The organism is Streptomyces angustmyceticus (assembly GCF_040701845.1).
In the GTDB taxonomy this organism is placed as follows: domain Bacteria; phylum Actinomycetota; class Actinomycetes; order Streptomycetales; family Streptomycetaceae; genus Streptomyces; species Streptomyces angustmyceticus_A.
In genome coordinates, this window is record NZ_JBFBHQ010000025.1 from 25,569 (window position 1) to 43,681 (window position 18,113).

Here is an 18,113-nt window from a genome sequence, read left to right on the forward strand (position 1 = left end):
ACACGCTCCCCATTTGTCGGGTAGGGACACTTCACCACCCCGGCGCCCGGTTCGGCGGGCGACGGCCCGGACCGCCGGTGAATCGTGGCGGAGGCCCGGATAGCCTGCCGCGGTGACCGACACCCCCGCTCCCCCGGCCCCCTCCGACGCCCTGCGCTTCGCCTTCGGGACGCTGACCGTGCTGCCGGTGCGCCTCACCCGCTGGGACCGGGAGGCGGCACGCGGCGGCATGCTCTGCGCGCCGCTGGCCGGACTGGTCGTCGGGCTGTGCGCGGCCGCGCTCGGCGCGGCGCTGCTGCTGCTCGGCGGCGGTCCGCTGCTCGCCGCCGTCGCCACCGCCGCCGTACCGGCCATGCTCACCCGCGGGCTGCATCTGGACGGGCTCGCCGACACCGCCGACGGCCTGGGCAGCGGCAAGCCCGCCGACGAGGCGCTGCGCATCATGAAGCAGTCCGACATCGGCCCGTTCGGCGTCGTCACCCTGCTGTTCGCCCTGCTGGCCCAGGTGGCGGCGCTGGACGCGCTGTACGCGGACGGCTGGGCGCGCGGCGCGGTCGCGGCGGCCGTCGCGGCGGTCACCGCGCGCGGCGCCCTGACCCTCGCCTCCCGCGCGGGGGTGCCGGCCGCCCGTCACGAGGGGCTCGGCGCGGCGGTCGCGGGCACCGTCCCGGTGCCGGCGGCGCTGCTGTGCGCGGGGGCGGTGGCGGCCGGATGCGCGGCGGCCGGCGCCGCGTTCGGGGCGTACGGCGCGCTGCACGCCGGGCTCGCGGCGCTGCTCGGCCTCGGGCTGGGCGAGGTGCTGCTGCGGCACTGCCGGCGGCGGTTCGGCGGGGTGACCGGCGATGTGTTCGGGGCGCTCGCGGAGAGCGCGGGGCTCGCGGCGCTGGTGGCACTGTCCCTCGGGTAGCCCCCGGCGCGCCCCCCCACTCCCAGCCCAACTCGCTTACCCGCAAGGGGAGTTCATCCCGCACACGGACAACTGCCGGGGCCCCGTTATGTGCCGGTGTGGTATCGGACGGGCCTTGTGGCGCCGCCGAGCGTAGGCTCAGCCGGAGCAGCGCCCTGTGCGCAGACGGATTCCCCGGACGGAACAGGACCTTCATCACCGTGACTGCACTGACCCTCAGTACTTCTTCCGCCGCAACGGTGCGTGCGGATGCCGTCGTCGTCGGCGTGGCCAAGGGCGCCAAGGGCGTCGTTGTCGCCCCCGGTGCCGAGGCCGTGGACAAGGCCTTCGGCGGCAAGCTCGCCGCTGTGCTGGAGACCCTCGGCGCAAGTGGTGCCGAGGGCGAGGTGACCAAGCTGCCCGCCGCGGACGGCCTCAAGGCTCCGGTCGTGCTGGCGGTCGGCCTCGGCGAGGCACCGGGCAAGGACGAGGCCTACGACACCGAGGCGCTGCGGCGCGCGGCCGGCAGCGCGGCCCGTGCCCTGACCGGCACCAAGAAGGCCGGCTTCGCGCTGCCCGTCGAGGACGCCGAGGCGGCCGCTGCGGTGAGCGAGGGCGCGCTGCTCGGCGCGTACACCTTCACCGCCTACCGCAGCAACGGCAACGGGCAGGCCGCCAAGAAGAACGACGCCAAGTCGGCGCCGCTGGCGGAGGCCGCGATCCTCGGCGGCAAGCCGCGGGACAAGGAGTTCAAGGCCGCCGCCGAGCGCGCCCAGGCGCTGGCCGCGGAGATCAACCGCGCCCGCGACCTGATCAACATGCCCCCCAACGACCTCGACCCGAAGGCCTTCGCGGCCGAGGCGCAGGCCGCGGCCAAGGAGTTCGGCCTCAAGGTCGAGGTGCTGGACGAGAAGGCGCTCAAGAAGGGCGGCTACGGCGGCCTGCTCGGCGTCGGCCAGGGCGCGGAGACCCCGCCGCGGCTGGTGCGGATCGCGCACACCCACCCCAAGGCCGACCGGACCCTGGCGCTGGTCGGCAAGGGCATCACCTACGACTCGGGCGGCATCTCGCTCAAGCCGGCCGGCCACAACGAGACCATGAAGTGCGACATGAGCGGTGCCGCCGCGGTGTTCGCCGCGGTCGTGACCGCCGCCCGGCTGGGCCTGCGGGTGAACGTCACCGGCTGGCTGGCGCTCGCCGAGAACATGCCGTCCGGCTCCGCCACCCGCCCCGGTGACGTGCTGACCATGTACAGCGGCAAGACCGTCGAGGTGCTCAACACCGACGCCGAGGGCCGCCTGGTGCTGGCCGACGCCCTGACCCGCGCCTCGGAGGAGACCCCGGACGCGATCGTGGACGTCGCCACCCTCACCGGCGCGATGGTGCTGGCGCTGGGCAACCGCACCTTCGGGATCATGGCGAACGACGACGCTTTCCGTACCTCGATCCACGAGATCGCGGAGGAGGTCGGCGAGCAGTCCTGGCCGATGCCGATGCCGTCCGAGCTGCGCAAGGGCATGGACTCCCCGGTCGCCGACATCGCCAACATGGGCGAGCGGATGGGCGGCGGCCTGGTCGCCGGCCTCTTCCTGAAGGAGTTCGTCGGCGAGGGCATCACCTGGGCCCACCTGGACATCGCGGGCCCGGCCTTCCACGAGGGCGCGCCCTGGGGCTACACCCCCAAGGGCGGCACGGGATCCGCGGTGCGCACCCTGGTGCGGCTGGCGGAGCGCACCGCCGCGGGCGACCTGGGCTGACGGTCAACCCGGGGAGCTTCCTCCCTCTTGCCGGTCAAATCCCGACGGCCCCGGGCATACCGCCCGGGGCCGTCGGCGCGCGTGCGCCCGGTGTTCGCCCTCGACGAAATCCGCACGCCAGTACGCGCCAGTAACCCCTATGGGCAGGCTGATCGCCCGCCCCGAGCCCGGCCCGCCGTCCCGGCTTCGTGGAACAAGTGCGAAGATGGGTTCTCGGCAGGACAGGGCCCCCCTTACCCAGGGCCGAAGTAACAGCGGCCGAACCACAGCCGCCGCCCGGTCATCGGAGACCGGCTCCGGCGTACCCATGCATGGAGGACGTGACGTGGCGAACGACGCCAGCACCGTTTTCGACCTAGTGATCCTCGGAGGCGGTAGCGGTGGTTACGCCGCTGCCCTGCGCGGGGCGCAGCTGGGCCTGGACGTCGCCCTGATCGAGAAGGGCAAGGTCGGCGGCACCTGCCTGCACAACGGCTGCATCCCCACCAAGGCTCTGCTGCACGCCGGTGAGATCGCCGACCAGGCTCGCGAGAGCGAGCAGTTCGGTGTCAAGGCCACCTTCGAGGGCATCGACATCGAGGCGGTCCACAAGTACAAGGACGAGGTCATCTCGGGCCTGTACAAGGGCCTGCAGGGCCTGATCGCCTCCCGCAAGGTGACCTACATCGAGGGCGAGGGGCGGCTGTCCTCCCCGACCTCCGTCGATGTGAACGGCCAGCGTGTCCAGGGCCGCCACGTCCTGCTGGCGACCGGCTCCGTGCCGAAGTCGCTGCCGGGCCTGGAGATCGACGGCAACCGCATCATCTCCTCGGACCACGCGCTCACGCTGGACCGCGTCCCGAAGTCCGCGATCGTGCTGGGCGGCGGCGTCATCGGCGTCGAGTTCGCCTCCGCGTGGAAGTCCTTCGGCACCGACGTGACCATCATCGAGGGCCTCAAGCACCTCGTCCCGGTCGAGGACGAGAACAGCTCCAAGCTGCTGGAGCGGGCCTTCCGCAAGCGTGGCATCAAGTTCAACCTCGGCACCTTCTTCGACAAGGCCGAGTACACCGCCGACGGCGTCAAGGTCACCCTCGCCGACGGCAAGACCTTCGAGGCCGAGGTGCTGCTGGTCGCGATCGGCCGCGGGCCGGTCTCGGCGGGCCTGGGCTACGAGGAGCAGGGCGTCGCGATGGACCGCGGCTACGTCCTCGTCGACGAGTACATGCAGACCAACGTGCCGACCATCTCGGCCGTCGGTGACCTCGTTCCCACCCTCCAGCTCGCCCACGTCGGCTTCGCCGAGGGCATGCTGGTGGCGGAGCGGCTGGCCGGTCTAAAGACCGTGCCGATCGACTACGACGGCGTTCCGCGCGTCACGTACTGCCACCCCGAGGTCGCTTCGGTGGGCATCACCGAGGCCAAGGCCAAGGAGCTGTACGGCGCCGACAAGGTCGTCGCTCTCAAGTACAACCTCGCGGGCAACGGCAAGAGCAAGATCCTCAAGACCACGGGCGAGATCAAGCTCGTCCAGGTCAAGGACGGTGCCGTGGTCGGCGTCCACATGGTCGGTGACCGTATGGGCGAGCAGGTCGGTGAGGCCCAGCTGGTCTACAACTGGGAGGCCCTGCCGGCCGAGGTTGCGCAGCTCGTGCACGCGCACCCGACGCAGAACGAGGCCCTCGGCGAGGCCCACCTGGCCCTGGCCGGCAAGCCTCTCCACTCCCACGACTGACCCCAGTCCCGGGCGCGACCACATCCGCACCACACTTGTAAGGAGCAACTGAAACCATGGCGGTTTCCGTAACCCTGCCGGCGCTCGGCGAGAGCGTCACCGAGGGCACCGTCACTCGCTGGCTCAAGGCCGAGGGTGAGCGCGTCGAGGCCGACGAGCCGCTGCTCGAGGTGTCGACCGACAAGGTCGACACCGAGATCCCGGCCCCGGCGGCCGGCGTCCTGTCCGCCATCAAGGTGGCCGAGGACGAGACCGTGGAGGTCGGCGCCGAGCTGGCCCTCATCGACGACGGCAGCGGTGCGCCCGCGGCCGAGGCGGCCCCGGCCGCCGCCGAGGCCCCCGCGGCCGAGGCGGAGCCCGAGCCCGAGCCTGCCCCGGCTCCGGCCGCCGAGGCCCCCGCCCCCGCCGCCGCCCCCGAGGGTGGCGCCGAGGGCACGGACGTCGTCCTCCCCGCGCTCGGCGAGAGCGTCACCGAGGGCACCGTCACCCGCTGGCTGAAGGAGGTCGGCGAGGAGGTCCAGGCCGACGAGCCGCTGCTGGAGGTCTCCACCGACAAGGTCGACACCGAGATCCCCGCCCCGACGTCCGGCACCCTGCTGGAGATCGTCGTCGGTGAGGACGAGACCGCCGAGGTCGGCGCCAAGCTGGCCGTCATCGGCGCGGCCGGTGCCGCTCCGGCCGCCGCCCCGGCGCCGACCGCCCCGGCCCCGGCCGCCGCTCCGGAGCCCGCCCCGGCCCCGGCGCCGGCCCCCGCCGCCGCTGCCCCGGCGCCCGCCCCGGCTCCGGCCGCTCCCGCCCCGGCCCCGGCGCCGGCCGCCCCGGCCCCGGCCCCGGCGCCGGCCGCTCCGGCCCCCAAGCCGGCGGCTGCCGCTCCGGCTCCGGCCGCCGGTGAGGGCGAGGGCGCCTACGTCACCCCGCTGGTGCGCAAGCTCGCCGCGGAGAACGGCGTCGACCTGTCCACGGTCAAGGGCACCGGTGTCGGTGGCCGGATCCGCAAGCAGGACGTCATCGCCGCCGCCGAGGCCGCCAAGGCCGCCGCGCCGGCTCCGGCCGCCGCCCCGGCCGCCGCTGCCAAGTCCCCGGTCATCGAGGCGTCCCCGCTGCGCGGCCAGACCGTCAAGATGCCGCGGATGCGCAAGGTCATCGGCGACAACATGATGAAGGCCCTGCACGGCCAGGCGCAGCTGACCTCCGTGGTCGAGGTGGACATCACCAAGATCATGCGGATGCGCAACAAGGCCAAGGACGCGTTCGCGCAGCGTGAGGGCGTCAAGCTCTCCCCGATGCCGTTCTTCGTCAAGGCCGCGGTCCAGGCGCTGAAGGCCCACCCGGTCGTCAACGCCCGGATCAACGAGGACGAGGGCACGATCACCTACTTCGACACCGAGAACGTCGGTATCGCGGTGGACGCGGAGAAGGGCCTGATGACCCCGGTCATCAAGGACGCCGGTGACCTCAACATCGCCGGTATCGCCCGCAAGACGGCGGACCTGGCGGGCAAGGTCCGCGCGAACAAGATCACGCCGGACGAGCTGTCCGGTGCGACCTTCACCATCAGCAACACCGGTTCGCGCGGCGCCCTGTTCGACACCGTCATCGTGCCCCCGAACCAGGTCGGCATCCTGGGCATCGGTGCGACCGTCAAGCGCCCGGTGGTCATCAACCACCCGGACCTCGGCGAGACCATCGCGGTGCGCGACATGACGTACCTGGCGCTCTCCTACGACCACCGTCTGGTGGACGGCGCGGACGCCGCCCGCTACCTGACCACGGTCAAGCAGATCCTGGAGGCCGCCGAGTTCGAGACCGAGATCGGTCTCTGAGTCCGGCAGTCGCGCCATAGGTGTGCCACAGGGGTCGGCCCCGGTTCGTACGAGCCGGGGCCGGCCCCTTTGCGCGTCCTTGCGCCCCGAACCGCCCGGCCCCTCCCCGGCCACCGTTGGGGGTGCCCCCGGCCCGTCCCGGATAATGGCCCCCTCGTCACCACGCGCTCTGAAGGAGCACCCCATGACCCCGCCCGTCGTCCATTCGCTGCGCGAGCAGATCCGCGAGCACATCCTCGAGGGGATCGTCAGCGGCCGCTGGCAGCCGGGCGAGCGGATCGTGGAGCGGCGGATCGCGGTGGAGCTGGAGGTCAGCCAGACGCCCGTACGGGAGGCGCTGCGGGAGCTGGAGTCGCTGCAGCTGATCGAGTCGGCGCCGAACAAGGGCGTGCGGGTGCGGAATCTGACCGCGGACGACCTCAAGGAGAGCTACCCGGTGCGGGCCGGCCTGGAGCAGGTGGCCGCCGAACTCGCCGCCGGGCGGCTGGCCGAGGACACCGTGGCGCTGGAGCGCGAGGTGGCGGCGCTGCGCGAGGCGGACCTGGCCGGTGACGGGGAGGCGCAGGTGCGGCACACGGTGGCCTTCCACCGGGAGGTCGTACGGGCCGCCGGGAACGCCGTGCTGCTGCACACCTGGGAGTCGCTGGGCATCGAGGTCTGGACGACGCTGTCGATCCGCTGGTTCAGCCCGGAGCCGCGCTCGCACGCCCAGGACCACCAGGAGATCGTGGACGCGTTCCGGCGCCGCGACCCGAAGATCGGCGCCCTGCTCAAGTCACACGTGCTGAGCTGCGCACCTCGCGTCTGACCCGGCGTCCGGGAGGGATGAGCGGCCGTTCCCCTACGGGGTGCACGGCCCCTTCCTGACCGGGTGTCCGGCCCCTTTCCGACGGGCGTACGCCCCCCTTCGCCCTGGCACGCGGTGCCCGGGAATGCGGCACCCCGTGCCGACCTGCGGTGATTCCTCTCGCGATCGTTGATCGATCATCGATCAGAGGCGTATCGTCTTCCGACGGGGCGCGACAACCCTGCCTGCCGAACTCGTAGGGGGTGCCGTCGGAGCCGCCGTCCACCCTGAGGACGCGGCCCCTCACGACGGCACCCCCGAGCTACCCCCCGTCCGGAAAGGGGCCACCCATGCCCGAAACCGTGCGCCTGCCGTACAGCCAGCTCGACCAGCTCCCGGACCGCGACCCCGAGGAGACCGCCGAGTGGCGCGAGTCGCTCGACGCCGTCACCAAGGCAGCGGGCCCGCATCGCGCCTCCTACCTGATGCGCCGCGCCCTGGAGCACACCGCGCGCACCGAAGGCACCGCCCTGCCGTCCCTCCTGGAGACGGACTACGTCAACACCATCCCGACCTCCGCCGAGCCCGCCTTCCCCGGCGACGAGGCGATGGAGGCCAGGATCACCGCCTGGAACCGCTGGAACGCCGCCGCGATGGTCACCCGCGGCTCCGCCCTCGGCCTCGGCGGCCACATCGCCACCTTCGCCTCGGCGGCCTGGCTCTACGAGACCGGCTTCCAGCACTTCTTCCGCGGCAAGGAAGGCGACGGCAGCGGCGACCAGCTCTACATCCAGGGCCACGCCTCCCCCGGCATCTACGCCCGCGCCTTCCTCGAAGGCCGCCTCACCGAGGACCACCTCGACCACTTCCGCCAGGAGGCCGGCGGCGAGGGCCTGCCCTCCTACCCGCACCCGCGGCGGCTGCCCTGGCTGTGGGAGTTCCCCACCGTCTCCATGGGCCTGGGCCCGCTCTCCGCCATCTACCAGGCGCGCTTCAACCGCTACCTGGAGCACCGCGGCATCAAGGACACCGCCAACTCCCACGTCTGGGCGTTCCTGGGCGACGGCGAGATGGACGAGCCCGAGTCGACCGCCGCCCTGGCGCTGGCCGGCCGCGAGGGCCTGGACAACCTGACCTTCGTCATCAACTGCAACCTCCAGCGCCTCGACGGCCCGGTCCGCCCCAACTTCAAGATCGTGCAGGAGCTGGAGGCCCAGTTCCGCGCGGCTGGCTGGAACGTCGTCAAGTCGCTGTGGGGCCAGGCCTGGGACGAGATCTTCGCGCTCGACACCGACGGCGCCCTGATCCGCCGCCTCGGTGAGACCCCCGACGCGCAGTTCCAGACCTACGCCACCCGCGACGCCGCCTACCTGCGCGAGCACTTCTTCGGCGCCAACGACTCGCTGCGCGCGCTCGCCAGCCGCCTCACCGACGCCAAGCTGCTGGAGCTGTTCCAGACCTCCCGCGCCGGCCACGAGCCGCGCAAGGTGTACGCCGCCTACCGGGCCGCCGTCGAGCACAAGGGCGCCCCGACCGTCATCCTGGCGCAGACCGTCAAGGGCTACACCCTCGGCACGGGCTTCGAGTCCCGCAACGCCAACCACCAGATGAAGAAGCTCACCATGGCGGAGTTCCGCACCATGCGTGACGTCCTCGAACTCCCCATCCCCGACAGCGCGTTGGAGGGCGACCGGGTGCCGTACTGGCGCCCGGCCGACGACTCCCCCGAGATGGTCTACCTGCGCGAGCGGCGCGCCGCCCTCGACGGCCCGGCCCCCGCCCGCAAGGTCGCCGCCAAGCCGCTGCCGATGCCCGCCGACAAGACCTTCGACGCCCTGAAGAAGGGCTCCGGCAGCCAGGAGATCGCCACCACCATGGCGTTCGTCCGCCTGGTCAAGGACCTCATGCGGGACAAGGAGACCGGCAAGCGCTGGGTCCCGATCGTCCCCGACGAGGCCCGCACCTTCGGCATGGAGTCGCTCTTCCCGACCGCCGGCCTCTACTCGCCCAAGGGCGCCACGTACGACCCGGTCGACCGTGACCAGCTCCTTTGGTACAAGGAGGCCAAGGACGGCCAGATCCTCAACGAGGGCATCACCGAGGCCGGCTCGCTCGCCGACTTCACCGCCGCCGCCACGTCCTACGCGACGCACGGCGAGCCGATGATCCCCTTCTACATCTTCTACTCGATGTTCGGCTGGCAGCGCACCGCCGACCAGTTCTGGGCGCTCGCCGACCAGTTGGGCCGCGGCTTCGTCATCGGCGCCACCGCCGGCCGCACCACGATGACCGGCGAGGGCCTCCAGCACGCCGACGGCCACTCGCACCTGATCGCCTCCACCAACCCGGCGGCGCTCTCCTACGACCCCGCCTTCGCCTACGAGGTCGCGGTCATCGTCAAGGAGGGCCTGCGCCGCATGTACGGCCCGGACGCCGAGGACGTCTTCTATTACCTCACGGTCTACAACGAGACCAAGGTCCAGCCGGCCATGCCCGAGGGCGTCGAGGAGGGCATCCTCAAGGGCCTGTACCGCTTCAACGAGGGCACCAGGCCCGAGGCCGACAGCCCGCAGCTGCAGCTCCTCGCGTCCGGCACCGCCATCCACTGGGCCCTGGAGGCGCAGCGGCTGCTGGCCGACGACTGGGGCGTGGCCGCGGACGTCTGGTCGGCGCCGTCCTGGACGGAGCTGCGCCGCGACGCCCTGGAGTGCGACGCCGCCCGCCTGGAGGGCGAGGACCGCATCCCGTACGTCACCCGTGCCCTGGCCGGCGCCCCCGGCCCGGTCGTCGCGGTGAGCGACTGGATGCGCGCGGTCCCCGACCAGATCGCCCCCTGGGTCGAGCAGGACTGGACCTCCATCGGCACGGACGGCTTCGGCCTCTCCGACACCCGCGAGGCGGCCCGCCGCCACTTCGGCGTCGACCCGCAGTCCGTGGTCGTCCAGGCGCTCGCCGCCCTCGCCCGCCGCGGCGAGGTCAAGCCGGAGGCCGTCAAGGAGGCCCGGGAGCGCTACGGGCTGTGATCCCAGGTGGACCCGTCACCGGGTCCGCCCGCCCTCCGGGGCACCCCCAACTCCCGTGTGGAGGCCACCTTCCCGCGCCCGGGGCCTCCACACGGGAACCCACCACCGGCCCGGCCGGCCACGCCCTGACTACGGCCGGGCCGGGCTGTCTTTCCGGGCGGTGGGGTACGTGGTCGCTCCGCGGTCCGGCACGTGATCGCTTCACGGTCGGGTCGGGTGGCGCGCTGCGTGTGGCTCGCGCCGGGCACGGGGTCGCTTCGCGGCCGGGTCGGGTGGCGCGTTGTGTGTGGCTGGGGCCGGGCACGGGGTCGCTTCGCGGCCGGGTCGGGTGGCGCGTTGTGTGTGGCTGGGGCCGTTTCGCCTGTTCCCAGTGGGTGGTGGGTCGGAGGGGACGCCCGGTACCCCGTCCTCGGCGCGGGCGCATCTGGTACGTGGGAGAGATCGGCCCGGCGTCCGCTCCGGTCCTGCGGGCGGGGCACCGGACATCCCCTCCGACCGCCGCACGTCGGCGGCCGTCCCGCCGTACCGATCACCGTTACGGCACCGAACGCCCGCCCCTTGGCAAGGCTCTGGCCCGGCACAAACGGCGCCCCAAAGGGGCGCGGGGAACTGCGCGCCCAGCCACAACGCACCCGCAGACAAAATGTCGCGCTCCCGGCCACTGTCAGTGGCCCCCCGCATCATGGACCCATGCGCGCTGCCCGCCTGATCAAGATGGTGCTGCTGCTCCAGGGGCGACCGTCGATGACGGCCGCCGAACTGGCACGGGAGCTGGAGGTGTCCGAGCGGACGGTCGCCCGGGACGTGCTCTCCCTCTCCGAGGCGGGGGTGCCCGTCTACGCCGACCGCGGCCGGGCCGGCGGCTACCGCCTCGTCGGCGGCTACCGCACCCGCCTCACCGGCCTCGGCCGCAGCGAGGCGGAGGCGCTCTTCCTGTCCGGAGTGCCGTCCGCCCTGCGCGAGATGGGCCTGGCGGACGCCGCGTCCGCCGCCCGCCTGAAGGTCTCCGCCGCCCTGCTGCCGGAGCTGCGGGACGCCGCGACGGGCGCCGCCCAGCGTTTTCACCTCGACGCGCCCGGCTGGTATCAGGAACCCGAGACACCCGCCCTGCTGCCGGAGATCGCGGACGCGGTCTGGGACGACCGCCGTGTCACCGCGCGCTACCTCCGCAAGGACACCGAGGTGGAGCGGGAGTTGGAGCCGTACGGCCTCGTGCTGAAGGCGGGCGTCTGGTACCTGGCGGCGCGTGCCCAGGGCGACTACCGCGTGTACCGGGTCGACCGGTTCACCGCCGTGACGTCCGCCGCGACGCCCGCCGAGAGCGAGACGGCCGCCGGCGCCACCGACGACGCCGACGGGCGCTTCAGCCGCGACGGTGCCTTCGACCTCCCGGCGTTCTGGGCGGAGCGGGCGGCCCAGTTCGCCCGGTCGATCCTGCGCGAGGAGGTGGTGGTGCGGCTCTCGTCGCGCGGCGCCCTCCAGCTGCCGTACGTCACCGAACGCGCCGCGGCCCATGAGGCGCTCGCGCGGGCGCGGGCCGCGGGCCGCCCGGATGAGCAGGGCCGGCTGACCGTGACCCTGGCCGTGGAGTCCGCCGAGGTCGCCTTCGGCCAGCTGCTGGCGCTCGGCCCGGAGGGCGAGATCCTCGCGCCCTCCGGGCTGCGTGAGCGCTTCGCGTCGGCCGCCCGCCGGACGGCCGCGTTGTACGCGGAGGCGGACGGGACACCAAACGGGCCGGACGGGCCGGACGCGGGCGAACCGTGACCCGCCGGCCGCCCCGGTCACCGGTAGGCGTCCGCCGCCGCGTCCTTCCCGCCGAAGACGACGTCCTCGAAGTAGGCGAAGCAGTCGGGCCGCGAGCCGTCCGTGTCGGTGTAGTCGTACTCCTTCGCCAGCTGCCCGCTGGAGAGCGACTGACCGCTCCAGCGTTCCTTGGCGGGATCGGCGGCCAGTGCCCGTACGCCGCGGGCGATGAGGGCGGGCGATTCGGCGATGGCGAAGTGCGGTTCCTGGGCGACCGCGTCGCGCCAGGTCTCCTCGGTCACCCCGAAGTGGTCGAGCATCTCCTCGGACCGCAGGAAGCCGGGGGTGAGCGAGACCGCCGTGCCGCCGTGTTCCTTGAGCTCGGCGGCGAGTCCGAAGGCGATGCGGTGGGGTGCGTTCTTGGTGAGGTCGAAGCAGAGGTTTTCGCGGTAGGTGCGGTTGAAGGCGGCGGTGCCGTCGGTGACCTCGACGACCAGACCGCCGGGCCGCCTGATCAGCAGCGGCAGGGCGTAGTGGCTGGTGATGATGTGGGTGTCGATGCCCAGGCGGAACATCCGCAGGCCCTTGTCGAGGTCGAGGTCCCACAGCCTGGTGTCGAACTCGATCAGCCGGTCGCCGCCCCAGACGCTGTTGACCAGCACGTCCAGCCGCCCCTGTTCCCGGTCGATGCGCTCGGTGAGCGCCTTGACCTGCGCCGGGTCCAGATGGTCGGTCGGTACGGCGATGCCGGTGCCGCCGGCCGCGGTCACCAGTGCCGCGGTCTGCTCGATCGTCTCCGTGGGCCGGCCGACCTCGCTGACCCGCTCGCGGGTCGTCCGTCCCGTCACATACACCAGGGCGCCGGCCCGCCCCAGTTCGACGGCCATCGCGCGGCCGGCCCCGCGGGTCGCCCCGGCGACCAGCACCACCCGTCCCGCCAGTTCCTGCTGCCTCGCCGGTTCCTGCTGTCCCGTCACGTACGCCACTCCTCGCTGTCAGGTGCCTCGCATCCGTACACGGCGACCGTGACAGGTAAACCCGACACCTTCTGTCCGGATTCACCGACGGCCTTCGACGGCCCGCTCCATCGGTCCGGCCGGCGGCTACGGACGGAGCGCGCGCACGCTCCCCCCGCTCGGCAGCCGCCCGGTGACCTGGGCGGGAGAGTCCGGTCCGGCCGGGGCGGCGAGGGTGTTCGCCTTACCGGTGGCCCGCGCCGCGCCCGTGACGTCGAGGCCGCCGACGCCGGGGCTGCCGGCCGCGAGCAGGTACCACGTGCCGGACTTCGCCCGCCAGCGGACGTCGCCCACCACGGGGCCGCCGAAGCGGCTGCAGGCGGCGGTGTCCGCGGCCCGTCCGGCGATCCGGCCGGGCCCGGCGGGCGGCAGGAAGTTCAGGGTCACGCTGCCGGGGCCGCGCCAGGTGTCGGCGCGGGTGCACAGCCAGGTCGCGCTGCCGCCGCCCTCCGGGAGGCGCTGCTCGGCGAACGCCCAGTTGCTGACGGACCGTACGCCCGCGCCCCGCAGCGACCCGAGCGAGCAGGCCGTACGGGCCCAGCGCTGCAGGGCCGGGGCGCCGGTCGCCTCCTCCGGTCCGGCGGCCGGGGCGCCACCGGGCGGCGGGGAGGTGAGGCGGACGGGGACGAGGTCGTCGAGGTCGGTCACCAGGAAGGGCTGGTTCGCGGCGGTCGCGCCGATGCGGGCCGAGGGCCGGAACTGGGCCGCCGGCCAGTGTCCGCAGCCGGCGCCGCCCTCGGGCGGTGTCGGGATCCGGTCGGTGACGCCGTCCGGGGCGACGTGCAGCCCGTGCGCCGGGGCGGCCGGGGCCAGCAGGTCGCGGACGGTGACCTCGGAGATCCACGGCGCGAGCAGATAGCGCATCCAGCCGTTGCCGCGCCCGATCACCAGCGCGGCGCCGGTGGTCGGGTCCGCGTCGTCGACCCGTGCGAAGTGCAGGGTGGGCGTGGCGTCTTCGGGTTCGGCGTAGCGCACCAGCCGCTCGCCGTCGTGGAGGACCACGACCATCACGTTGTCGATCAGGCCCGCGTACAGCAGCTGCGGCGGATGGTCGGGCGGCCGGGTGGAGGTGTCCGCCGAGGTCACGATCCGGGTGTCGGCCGGCGGCGCCGCCCACACCCGCAGCGCCCGCCCCAGCAGCTCCTGGTCACCGGCCTGCCGGCCGCGGGCGGGCCAGGCGGTGAAGTCCACCCGGGAGGTGTCGGCCCACTGTTCGTTGGGGGTGCGCTGCAGCCGCCCGGCATCCAGCGCCCGCTCCGCGGCGGTCTCGGTGTGCCCGGTCCGGTCCCCGTCGCCGCGCGACACCCCGACGGCCGTCGCGCCGACCGCCAAGGCCGCCGCCAGCGCGAGCGCCACCCGCACCCGCTGCCGGCGGCGCAGCAGGTCCGTCGGCCGCATCTGCACCGTGCACGGGTCGAACTCCCCCGAGTTCAACAGCGCCCCGGCGCCGGCCCCGGTCTCCCGGTCCAGCTGCGCCGCCGCCCGCTGCGCGGCGTCCGGTTCCTCGACCCCGGCCCGTGCCAGCACGCTGCGGACGGCGTCCTCGTCGAGGCCCTCCAGCTGCCACAGCCCGATGGCGGCCCGTACCGGCGCGGGGACGGCGGACAGCGCCTGGTCCAGGGCGAGTTCCTCGGCCCCGCCGGCCCGCGGGAAGAGCCGCAGCCCCCAGACCCGGGGCATGGCGGCCGGTACCCGCACCGGCCGTGCCTCGTGCGCCAGCGCCAGCCGCAGGGCCCGCAGCCGCACCCCGTCGTAGCCCGACTCGGCCGCCGGGCCGCGCTGGGCGGGCAGCCCGCCGTCCGGCCGCCGCAGCCGGGCCCGCGGCAGTGCCCGCTGGACCAGTCCGTGCGCGGTCAGGACCCGGCGGTGGCGGCCCGTCGACGGGGGCAGGACGAGGTAGGCGAGGCGGACGAGCCGTGGATAGTGCTCGACGATGGCCGCCTCGGCCCGCTCGACATCGGCCCGGGTGCGTTCGTCCATGGGCATGGCCTGGAACAGCCCTCCGCGAAATGGTGGATGTGCCGTCGTTCGGTCGTTGCACGCCGTCCAACGAGTGATCCTTGGGGCGGTCACCCGGCGGCGGACCGGCCGGGGTGAGCGAACCCGATCCGAACACCCCGTCACCGGCGTGCCCGCCGCGTCACCGATCCGGATAACGACCCCGCCGCATCCGGGGTACTCCGCATGCGGCGGGCCCCGGCAGGGCAGATGCTGGAGCGGTGATGGACGAGACGGAGTTCTGGGAACTGATCGACGGTTCCCGCGAGGCCGCCGAGGGCGACCCCGAGGAGCAGGCCGACGCGCTGGTCGAGCGGCTCCTCGGGCTCGACCCGGATGCCGTCGTGGACTTCGCCCGCCACTTCGAGGCCCGCTACAACCGGGCCTACTCCTGGGACCTGTGGGCCGCGGCCTCCGTGCTGCTGGGCGGCGCGAGCGACGACGCCTTCGACTACTTCCGCTGCTGGCTGATCGGCCAGGGCCGGGAGGTCTTCGAGGGCGCGCTGCACGACCCGGACCAGCTCGCCGAGCTCCTCGACGACTTCGACGAGCGGGTCGACGGCGACGCCGAGGAGCTGGGGTACGCGGCCGACGAGGCGTACGAGCAGATGACCGGCGGGGTGATGCCCGATCTGGAGCTGCCCCCGCCGCCGCGCGAACCGCTCGGCAGCTACCTCGACTTCGACGACGAGCGGACCATGGCGGAGCGCTTCCCCACCCTCTGGGACCGCTTCAAGCCGTAGGGCGCGGGCGCCGGGCCGCGCGGCCGCCCCGTGCCGCGGCCGGCCGGGCCCCGGATGTCACCGCCGGCCCGCCGGTGCGGGCAGTATGGCCCCATGCGGATCGCGATCACCGGCTCGACCGGACTCATCGGCACGGCGCTCGTACGCTCCCTGCGCGCGGAGGGCCATGACGTCGTCCGGCTCGTACGGCGCGCGCCCTCGGCCGCCGACGAGGTGCGCTGGGACCCCGGGGCCCAGGAGGTCGACACCGCCGGGCTGGCCGGCTGCGGGGCGGTCGTCCATCTGGCCGGTGCCGGGGTCGGCGACCACCGCTGGACGGCCGCCTACAAGCAGGAGCTGCGCGACAGCCGGGTCCTGGGCACCCGCGCCCTCGCCTCGGCGCTCGCTTCCATGGACACCCCGCCGGGCGTCCTCGTGTGCGGCAGCGCGATCGGCTACTACGGCGACACCGGCGACCGGCGGACGGACGAGAGCGCGCCGGCCGGCCGCGGATTCCTGCCGGAGCTCTGTGTGGCCTGGGAGGACGCCGCGAAGCCCGCCGAGGACGCGGGCATCCGTACCGTCTTCGCCCGCACCGGGCTGGTCGTGGCGCGCTCGGGCGGCGCCTGGGGCCGGCTCTTCCCCCTCTTCCGGCTCGGGCTGGGCGGGCGGCTCGGCGACGGCAGCCAGTACTGGAGCTTCATCTCCCTGGCGGACCACATCAGGGCGCTGCGCCACCTCCTCGACACCGAAGAGTTGACCGGGCCGGTCAACCTGACGGCGCCGGAGCCGGTCACCAACCGCGAGGTCACCGCCGTGATGGGCCATGTCCTGCACCGCCCCACGCTGTTCACCGTGCCGGCCCCGGTCCTGCGGGTGGCCCTGGGCGAGTTCGCGGGCGATGTGCTGGGCAGTCAGCGGGTCGTCCCGCGGCGGCTGCTGGACTCCGGCTTCACGTTCACCCATCCGCGCATCATCGAGGCGGTCCGGGCCGCATAGCCGTCCGGCCGGGCCGACCGGCCGGCCGGTCCGCGGAGTCGTCCGCGTCACAACGCCCTCCGGGCGGCATAGCCGCAGGGCCACACGGGAAGCTTTGGCCAAGGGGCGCGGTCGACGCGCCCCCGGACGCCCCCTGTCGAACCTCACCGCCGCCGCCCCGCCGTCCTCGCACGCCGCACCTCGGTATCCCCCACGGCGGCACCGGGCACGACTCGGGCGCGCCCTCGTCGGGACCGACCTCGGGAGGGGCATGTGCTGCGCACCGCATCGGCCGTGGACGTCGTCATCGTGGGGGCCGGTCCGGCCGGGCTGGCCGCCGCCCGCCATCTGACCGGCGCCGGAGTGTCCGTCACCGTCCTGGAGGCCGCGCCACGGATCGGCGGCCGCTCCGTCACCGACCGCCTCGACGGATTCCGGCTGGACCGCTGCGGCCGGCCGCTGGCCGTCCCCGTCGCGGAGCTGCGCCGGACGCCGGGCCTCGGCGACCTGACGCTCCGTCCGTTCGCGCCCGGTCTGAGCATCCACAACGGGCAGCGGACGCAGCGCATCAGCGCGCCCCGCAGTGCGAAGGGCGCACTGTCCGCGGCGCGTGCCCTGTCGCGGGCCGGCCGCCGTGCGGAACGCCGGACGGACCGTCAGTCCGTGCGCCTGACCGACCGGCGGGCCCTGCCGTCCCCGGACCGCCGCGCGGTCCGTATCGACCGCCGCGCCGACACCCCCGCAGCCCCTTCCCCGGGCACCCACGCCCCGTCCGCCGACCGTCCGATCCGCGACGCCCTGGCGAGCCGCCCCGCCTTCCCGCACCGCGGCCATGACGCGTTCCTGCGGCCCCTGCTGGCGGCGCTGCTGTGCGACCCCCAGCTGCGCGGTTCCAGCCGGGGCGGGGCGGCGGCCCTGCGCGCCTTTGCGCAGGGCCGGTTGTGGTTGCCGGCCGGCGGCGCCGTGGCCGTCCCCGAGCTGCTCGCCGCCGCGCTGCCGCCCGGCACGGTCCGTACGTCCGTGCAGGTCACGGCCGTCTCCACTACCGGCGTCAGCACCGCGGAGCACGGCCACATCCCCTGCCGGGCGGTGGTGGTGGCCACCGGCGCGCGCGATGCGGCCGAGCTGCTGCCGGGGCTGCGGGTGCCCGCGTTCCACCCGGTCGCCGTCCTGCACCACACCGCGGCGGCCCGCGGGGGCGCGCCGTCCCGCGACACGGCCCTGATCCTGCCGACGGACGGCGCCGTCGCCTACAGCTACGCCGCGGGCGCCATCGACCCGTCCCGCACCCCGCCGGGCCGGTCCCTGGTCACCACGACCGTGCTCGGCGCCGCGGCGGCGCTGCCGCTGTCCGTGCTCGACAAGACGGTCCGCCCCCAGCTCGACCGGATCTACGCCGCGGACACCGACGACTGGCAGCTGCTGACCGCCCATCACGACCCCTACGCGGTCCCCGCGATGCCGGCGCCGCACGACCCGGAGCGCACGGTGCGGGTGCTCTCCGGCCTCTATGTGTGCGGCGACCACCGGGACACCAGCACGCTCCAGGGCGCGCTGAACTCGGGCCGCCGCGCCGCCCGCGCGCTCCTCCAGGACTTCGGCCTGCCGGCCTTCACCACGGAACCGGACACCCTGCCCACGGCGGCCTGAGCCGGGCGCCGGCCCG

The 18,113-nt window shown here is 74.1% G+C and carries 12 protein-coding genes; 10 read left to right on the plus strand and 2 right to left on the minus strand.

All coding sequences use genetic code 11. The features are described from left to right. Window positions 1-112 precede the first annotated feature (112 nt). The 7 genes from AB0411_RS31365 to AB0411_RS31395 all read left to right on the plus strand — a co-directional run bounded on the left by AB0411_RS31365 (window position 113) and on the right by AB0411_RS31395 (window position 11,754). Window positions 113-907 carry an adenosylcobinamide-GDP ribazoletransferase gene (locus tag AB0411_RS31365; protein WP_366420652.1) on the plus strand — a complete coding sequence of 265 codons (795 nt, stop codon included), beginning with the start codon at window positions 113-115 and terminating at the stop codon, window positions 905-907. 200 nt (window positions 908-1,107) lie between these two features. Next, window positions 1,108-2,643 (plus strand): leucyl aminopeptidase, encoded by a 1,536-nt coding sequence (locus AB0411_RS31370; RefSeq protein WP_366420653.1) that lies wholly within the window; start codon window positions 1,108-1,110, stop codon window positions 2,641-2,643. Window positions 2,644-2,968: 325 nt separating this feature from the next. Continuing rightward, a complete protein-coding gene (lpdA, locus tag AB0411_RS31375; RefSeq protein WP_366420654.1) occupies window positions 2,969-4,357 on the plus strand; it encodes a dihydrolipoyl dehydrogenase in 1,389 nt (462 codons plus the stop codon). Between the two features lie 56 nt (window positions 4,358-4,413). Next, the gene (gene sucB, locus AB0411_RS31380) at window positions 4,414-6,180 is read left to right on the plus strand and encodes a 2-oxoglutarate dehydrogenase, E2 component, dihydrolipoamide succinyltransferase (RefSeq protein WP_366420655.1); all 1,767 of its coding nucleotides are present in this window, start codon (window positions 4,414-4,416) and stop codon (window positions 6,178-6,180) included. Window positions 6,181-6,364: 184 nt separating this feature from the next. Next, the gene (locus AB0411_RS31385) at window positions 6,365-6,988 is read left to right on the plus strand and encodes a GntR family transcriptional regulator (protein WP_086715052.1); all 624 of its coding nucleotides are present in this window, start codon (window positions 6,365-6,367) and stop codon (window positions 6,986-6,988) included. A gap of 329 nt (window positions 6,989-7,317) precedes the next feature. After that, entirely contained in the window at window positions 7,318-9,990 is a 2,673-nt protein-coding gene (gene aceE, locus AB0411_RS31390) for a pyruvate dehydrogenase (acetyl-transferring), homodimeric type (RefSeq protein ID WP_366420656.1), read from the plus strand. A gap of 690 nt (window positions 9,991-10,680) precedes the next feature. Continuing rightward, complete coding sequence (locus AB0411_RS31395; RefSeq protein WP_366420657.1) at window positions 10,681-11,754, plus strand: helix-turn-helix transcriptional regulator; 1,074 nt, start codon at window positions 10,681-10,683, stop codon at window positions 11,752-11,754. A gap of 17 nt (window positions 11,755-11,771) precedes the next feature. On the opposite strand, the gene AB0411_RS31400 is transcribed toward AB0411_RS31395, so the two are convergent. Then, window positions 11,772-12,710, minus strand: a complete 939-nt coding sequence (locus tag AB0411_RS31400) for an SDR family oxidoreductase (protein ID WP_366420658.1) — start codon at window positions 12,708-12,710, stop codon at window positions 11,772-11,774. 126 nt (window positions 12,711-12,836) lie between these two features. Then, entirely contained in the window at window positions 12,837-14,729 is a 1,893-nt protein-coding gene (locus AB0411_RS31405) for a hypothetical protein (RefSeq protein ID WP_366420659.1), read from the minus strand. A 242-nt stretch (window positions 14,730-14,971) separates the two neighbouring features. Here AB0411_RS31405 and AB0411_RS31410 point away from each other — a divergent pair, with 242 nt between their 5' ends. From AB0411_RS31410 to AB0411_RS31420, 3 genes are all read left to right on the plus strand, one after another. Next, window positions 14,972-15,490 carry a DUF4240 domain-containing protein gene (locus AB0411_RS31410; RefSeq protein WP_366420660.1) on the plus strand — a complete coding sequence of 173 codons (519 nt, stop codon included), beginning with the start codon at window positions 14,972-14,974 and terminating at the stop codon, window positions 15,488-15,490. A gap of 93 nt (window positions 15,491-15,583) precedes the next feature. Continuing rightward, on the plus strand, window positions 15,584-16,468 hold the full coding sequence (locus AB0411_RS31415) for a TIGR01777 family oxidoreductase (protein WP_366420661.1): 885 nt from the start codon (window positions 15,584-15,586) through the stop codon (window positions 16,466-16,468). Between the two features lie 252 nt (window positions 16,469-16,720). Next, complete coding sequence (locus AB0411_RS31420; RefSeq protein WP_366420662.1) at window positions 16,721-18,097, plus strand: NAD(P)/FAD-dependent oxidoreductase; 1,377 nt, start codon at window positions 16,721-16,723, stop codon at window positions 18,095-18,097. The last annotated feature ends 16 nt before the right edge of the window (window positions 18,098-18,113 follow it).